This is a genomic window from Halapricum sp. CBA1109, from assembly GCF_009741825.1.
Lineage (GTDB): Archaea > Halobacteriota > Halobacteria > Halobacteriales > Haloarculaceae > Halapricum.
Genome location: NZ_WPCA01000160.1, coordinates 1 through 5,759 on the forward strand (window position 1 = coordinate 1; position 5,759 = coordinate 5,759).

Consider the following 5,759-nt stretch of genomic DNA (forward strand, 5'->3'; position numbering starts at 1 on the left):
CCGGGCCCGTCGTCGGCGACGGTTATCTCGACCACCGCGTCGTCGGTCGCCCGGACGCCGACCTCGACGGACGGGTCCGAGCGGTCGCTGTGGGTGAAAGCGTTGTCAAGCAGTTCGTCGAGGGCCGCCTCGACGACGGTCCGGTGGGTCGTGACCGACAAGGAGTCGGGGCAGTCGACGGTGACCGACCCCGGACGGTCGCGGTGGTCCGCGACCGCCGAGGCCACCACGTCGGGGAGGGGGACGCGTTCCGGGGCGTCGGCCGCGGCGCGCATCACCTCCTCGGCCGAGCGGGCCGTCTCGCCCAGTTCAAGCAGGTCCGTGACGGTGTCGCGGATAGTCTCGCGCGTCCGGTCGTCCTCGATGCGGTCGGCGTGGGCGAGGACGACGTCCAGTTGGTTGCGGAGGTTGTGCCGGAGGACGCGGTTGAGGACGGTCAGGCGCTGCTCGCGGGTCTGCTGGTCGGTCACGTCCCGGAGAACGAGCGCCCGGGCGACGGGCGGGGGTGTCGCCGTCGGTCGCGGCGTCGTCGACGGCGGAGACGCTGTACCGGAACTGTCGCCGCCCGTGCGTGGTCCGGAGCCGAACCGTCCCCGTCGCTCCCGGGGAGAGGTCGGCGTGGTCGAGGCCATCGAGAAATGACTGAAGCGGGTCGCCGAGGACCGCCCCGCGGTCGCGGCCGAACAGGCGCGTCGCCGTCTCGTTCACGTCGAGGATGTGGTCCTCGTAGTCGAGGACGACGACGGCCTCCTGGAGGGCTTCGACGACGCGCGTTCGGGCGACGTAGTCCGTCCTCGGGAAGCCCGTCAGGAGGGGGTAGCGACGCACCGACCCGAAGAGGACCGCGCCCGAGAGCAGGAATCCGAGGGTCACGCCGTCCAGCGGGTGCGCCCCGAAACCCAGCGTCGGGACGAGATACGGCGCGCTGACCCCGAGGATTATGGCCGTCGCCTGCGTGCCCGAGACGCGGTTCGTCCGGCGGACCAGTCCGTAGAGGAGGTACACCGCGTACGTCCAGATACCGAACAGGTAGAACAACTCGAAGGCGATGAACGGGACGACGATAGGCTCTAGCATCGTCGGCGAGAGGTCGAGGACGAAGAAACCGACGCCGAGGGCGGCGGCGGCGAACAGCGGTGGGAGCCCGATGCCGGCGAGCATCGCTATCCGACGCCGCGTCAGCCCCGTTCCGCGGCCGGCGTAGCCGAGGACGTACACCAGCCAGATCCCCGGGATGAACAGCGCGACAGCGAGTTGAAGCAGTTCTGCGGTACCGGAGACGGGGTCGAGAGACACCAACTCGGCGAGCGTCGTGACGGCGATGAGCAGCGCCGAGGCCGTCAACGCCGCGGCCAGCGCGGCGAACGGTCTCGCGCTCGGTTTCTCCGGCGACCGGGTGACGACCCACGTCACCCACCCGAGGACGGCGACGGCCGCGGCGTCGAACAGGAGGGCGAAGAGGGTGAGTGAGAGGGCCATCGGTCGGACGTTGTCGGTGTGGTAGCGCCGAGAAGTAAAGGCCACGGTGACCGTGTTTCGCGCGGTGAAACGCGGGAGCAGTATATAGGCCCGTCCGGCCCGTCCCCTCGAGTGTAGCGGCGGTCCCCGACAACATCCGCCGACCTGACAACGATGGCAACCGAACACCCCTCCACCGACGAGACGAGCCGTGACCGACAGCCGATAGCGAACAAGTCCAAGGGCGTCGCAATCGTCCTCGGAATCCTGTTGTCCCCGCTGGCGTACTACTACGTCGGCCGGACGAAACTCGCTGTCGTGAACCTCCTGACGCTGAACTACCTGATGGTCGGTATCGTCGCGGTCCCGATCCACGTCTACGCGATTATCTCCGACGCGGAGTCGGCCGTGGACGACACCGGGGCGAGCGCCGACGACCACGGCGGGACGTTCTGACCGGCCGGTCGAGTGTCCGGTCCGCGACCCGAGACGCCGGGAGCGCCAGTCGTGGCTCTCGGGTTCGGAGACACGGCTTGAGAACCGTTTCAAGCCGTGAAACGTGCTTTATGCCCTTTTGTACGACACCGTAGTACTGGACGATATGGCAGCGATAACGGCCGACAGTCTCTCGAAGACGTACGGGACAGTGACGGCGCTCGACCGGGTGGACCTCACGGTCGAGGCGGGCGAGGTGTTCGGCTTCCTCGGCCCCAACGGCGCGGGCAAGTCGACGTTCATCAATATGTTGCTCGACTTCGCAAAGCCGACCGAGGGGTCGGTCGAGATGTTCGGCCACGACTGCCAATCGGAGGGCGTCGCGGCCCGCAGTCGGGTCGGCGTGCTCCCGGAGGGGTACTCCGTCGTCGACCGTCTCACGGGCCTCCAGCACGTCGAGTACGCCATCCGGTCGAAAGACGCCGACGACGACGCCGTCGAGATACTCGACCGCGTCGGCATCAGGGACGTGGCACAGCGACAGGCCAGCGACTACTCAAAGGGGATGAAACAGCGCCTCGTCCTCGGGATGGCGCTGGTCGGCGACCCGGACCTGCTGGTGCTTGACGAACCGACGACCGGACTGGACCCCAACGGGGCCGCCGACATCAGGTCGATCCTGCTTGAGGAACGCGACCGCGGCGCGGCGGTGTTTTTCTCAAGCCACATCCTCGAACAGGTCGAGGCCGTCTGTGACCGCGTCGGCATCCTCCAGCAGGGGGAGTTGGTCGCCGTCGACACCATCGAGGGGTTGCGCGAGTCGCTTGGCGGCGGGACGAAGCTCCTCGTCCAGCTAGACGAACTCCGGTCGGGCATCCCGGAGATGGTCCGGACCGTCCCCGGCGTCGACACGGTGACCGTTCGGGACGGGCAGGTGCTTGCGGTGACCTGTCGGAACGACGCGAAGATGGAGGTGATCGTCGAACTCCACGAGGCCGGTATCGACGTCCTGAACTTCCGGACCGAGGAGGCCTCGCTCGAGGATATGTTCGTCGAGTACACCGGGGGCGGGCGGCGATGAGTTGGCAGGTTGTTGCCAGACAGGACGGCGCGCTGGCAGTCGAGCCGCGGTCGACGAAGCTCCTGCTCGCGCTCCCCGTGGTGGTCCTGCTCGGCGTCGCGTACTTCTACCCGGTATTCGGCGCGGACCCGATAACGACCGCCCGCTTTGCGGGCTACGCGAGCGGGTCACTGACGACTGTCGTCCCGTTGGTCGGCGTCCTGCTGGGGTACAACGCCGTCGTCAGCGAGCGCGAGTCCGGATCGATACGGCTCACGCTGTCGCTGCCGGTGAGCCGCTGGGACGTCGTCGCGGGGACAGTCGCCAGCCGCGTCGGCCTCGTCGGTGGAACGTTGCTCGTCGGCGTCGCCGTCGCGGGCGGACTCGTCGTCTACCCCTACGGCGAACTCGCGGTGGCCGGGCTGGTCGGGTTCGCGGCGGCGACGGTCGGGTTCGGCGCGCTGTGGACCTGTCTCGGCATCGCTGCGTCGCTGTCGGTAGCGACGAAACGCCGCGCGCTCGTCCTCGCGTTCGGGCTGTTCGTGGTGCTGGTCGTCGCGTGGGAGGGCATCACCGGGACGGTGATACTCGCCCTCGACAGCGCCGGCTTCCTCGGCAGCGGGACGCCGGCCCCCCTCGAGTTCGTCGTCGAGAGCGACCCCTCGAGCCTCTACGAGCGGGTCGTGACCGGGTTCGTCGACCCCGGCGCCAGCCTCGACGGGCCGTGGTATCTCGGCAGGTGGGTCAGCCTGCTGGCGTTCGTCGGGTGGCTGCTCGTGCCACTGGGGGTCGCCGCCCGGTCGGTTCTCCCGGAGGGACATCGTATGAGTTGGCGGACTATCGCGCTGGCCGACGTGCGCGACGCCGGCCGGTCCCGGACCGTGTGGCTGCTGTCTGGCCTGCTGTCAGTGCTGTTCGTCGGCTACGCCGTCGGGCACGGCTGGGTCGGGACCGGGAGTTTCCCGGCGTTCGTCGGCGGCCTCGCCGGCATCGTCGGGGCCCTCCTGCCGGTGCTCGCGCTGTTGCTCGGCTACCGGTCGATACACGACGCTCGCGTCGACGGGAGCATCCTGCTGACGCTCGCGCTCCCGCACTCCCGGCGGGACCTGCTGGTCGGGACGCTCGTCGGCCGGGCCGTCGTGTTGCTCGTCCCGACGCTGGTCGCGTTGGCGCTCGCCGGCGTCGTCGGTGCGGTCCAGTACGGCACCGAGAGCGCGGTGTGGTACCTCTGGGTGCTGGCCGCGGCGGCGCTGTACGGGCTGGCGTTTCTCGGCGTCGCCCTCGGCCTCTCCGTGACGGCGACGACGGACCGCCGCGTGACCTACGGCGCGGTGGGGGGTTACCTGCTGTTGGTCGTGTTCTGGCAGAACCTCACGGCCTTCACCGTCTCCGTCCTCCACCGGTTCGACCCGAGTATCGCGACGCCCGACTGGTCGCTGTTCGCGCAGTTGCTCGAACCGCGGGAGTCGTTCCGCCGCCTCGTCGCCGTCGGGTTCGACGCCGGCGGCGCGGCCAAGTACCTCGGGAGCGACGCGCCCCTCTACGTCGACTGGTGGGCGGCACTGCTCGTCCTCGTCGTCTGGTTCGCCGTCCCCGTCGCCCTCGGCTACCACCGGTTCAGAGACAGCGACCTCTGACCGGCCGGTCGGGGCGTCGGCTACCCCCGGGTCACGGCGTGCTGGCGACGAGCACGACGTGGAGGTTCCAGCCGGTGACGACGATACCGACAGTCGCCAGACCGAGCGGGATGCCCGTGCGGTGGGGCGCGGGGACGACCCACCAGACGGCGAAGAAAATCAGGAGGGAGACGGACTTCAGCGCGACCAGCGCACCGAGCACCGAGTGGCCGAGGAAAGCGGCGACGAAGGGGTTTGCCTCGACGACGCCGGGCGTCGTCAGGCCGACGGCCGTCGTCACGAGGTCACCGAGACCGAACGCGAGGACGGCGAGCAGCCACAGCAGTCGGTCGGTGCCGTCGGGAGAGCGGGACACGTCCCGGTCGACGACCGATATGCGGATTGTTACCAGGTGCTTTCCCGGGGTACGGAGCGCCTGCGGTGGCCGTGGCTGGGGGGTCCGACGGCTGTGTGGGGTAGCGCATCAAAAAACGAGGGAAGTCTGACCGGCTTACAGGTCGCGCGGCTGGACCGTCTTTCGGTCGTTGGCCTCGGCACGCCGGGCGGCGTCCTCGAGGATCTCGTCGACTTCCTCGTCGAGGGCGTCGTAGAAGTCCGAGGCGACGTTCATATCATCGAGCGCTTCCTTCACGGCGGCTTTGACGATTAGGTCTGCCATACAGGCTGGTATTCCAGAGGGTGGTTTATAAGATTTCCCAATTCTCCCCGTTCTCCGGGTCGCTCGCGGCCGTTTGCGTGGGCCGAAGCGATGGGTAGGAGTGGCTGGGCGTCCGAGGAGGAGATATGAGGGAACTCCTCGAAGCGGTCGCAGCGGGCGATATGAGCCCCGAAGCGGCCGAATCCGAGTTGCGCGGGTACGCCACCGGCGAGGCCGGGCGGTTCGACGCGGCGCGGGCGGACCGCAGCGGCGTCCCCGAGGCCGTCCTCGCGGCCGGCAAGACGCCCGCGGAAGTCGCGTCGCTTGCGGCCACCGCCTCGAGACGACCGGCCGCGTGATAGCGACGCGCCTCGACGACGAACAGCGACGGACCGTCCACGACCGACTGGCGGAGACAGCCCCGGAAGCGACCGTCGAGGACGACGAACGGGCGCGGACACTGGTCGCGACGGTCCCGTCGTTCGACCCGCCGGAGTTGGACGCCACCGTCGGCGTGGTGACGGGCGGCACC

The 5,759-nt window shown here is 69.1% G+C and carries 6 protein-coding genes and 1 pseudogene; 4 read left to right on the forward strand and 3 right to left on the reverse strand.

Translation table 11 applies throughout. From position 1 onward, the window contains the following. Window positions 1–309: 309 nt before the first annotated feature. The gene (locus GJ629_RS13885) at window positions 310–1,479 is read right to left on the reverse strand and encodes a histidine kinase N-terminal 7TM domain-containing protein (protein ID WP_157513578.1); all 1,170 of its coding nucleotides are present in this window, start codon (window positions 1,477–1,479) and stop codon (window positions 310–312) included. 153 nt (window positions 1,480–1,632) lie between these two features. Between GJ629_RS13885 and GJ629_RS13890 the strand changes: the two genes are divergently transcribed. The 3 genes from GJ629_RS13890 to GJ629_RS16400 all read left to right on the forward strand — a co-directional run bounded on the left by GJ629_RS13890 (window position 1,633) and on the right by GJ629_RS16400 (window position 4,590). Further along, window positions 1,633–1,914 carry a TM2 domain-containing protein gene (locus GJ629_RS13890; protein WP_157513579.1) on the forward strand — a complete coding sequence of 94 codons (282 nt, stop codon included), beginning with the start codon at window positions 1,633–1,635 and terminating at the stop codon, window positions 1,912–1,914. Window positions 1,915–2,059: 145 nt separating this feature from the next. Next, complete coding sequence (locus GJ629_RS13895; RefSeq protein WP_157513580.1) at window positions 2,060–2,974, forward strand: ABC transporter ATP-binding protein; 915 nt, start codon at window positions 2,060–2,062, stop codon at window positions 2,972–2,974. Then, on the forward strand, window positions 2,971–4,590 hold the full coding sequence (locus GJ629_RS16400; RefSeq protein ID WP_197428623.1) for an ABC transporter permease subunit: 1,620 nt from the start codon (window positions 2,971–2,973) through the stop codon (window positions 4,588–4,590). The genes GJ629_RS13895 and GJ629_RS16400 overlap by 4 nt, the downstream gene beginning before the upstream one ends. A gap of 31 nt (window positions 4,591–4,621) precedes the next feature. Here GJ629_RS16400 and GJ629_RS13910 read toward each other — a convergent pair whose 3' ends face one another. Together GJ629_RS13910 and GJ629_RS13915 are read right to left on the reverse strand one after the other, a co-directional pair. After that, on the reverse strand, window positions 4,622–4,945 hold the full coding sequence (locus GJ629_RS13910; RefSeq protein WP_157513581.1) for a DUF5658 family protein: 324 nt from the start codon (window positions 4,943–4,945) through the stop codon (window positions 4,622–4,624). A gap of 135 nt (window positions 4,946–5,080) precedes the next feature. Next, window positions 5,081–5,248 (reverse strand): DUF1931 domain-containing protein, encoded by a 168-nt coding sequence (locus GJ629_RS13915; RefSeq protein WP_157513582.1) that lies wholly within the window; start codon window positions 5,246–5,248, stop codon window positions 5,081–5,083. Between the two features lie 125 nt (window positions 5,249–5,373). Here GJ629_RS13915 and GJ629_RS17265 point away from each other — a divergent pair. Beyond that, a pseudogene (locus tag GJ629_RS17265) lies at window positions 5,374–5,759 on the forward strand (hypothetical protein); the annotation flags it as partial.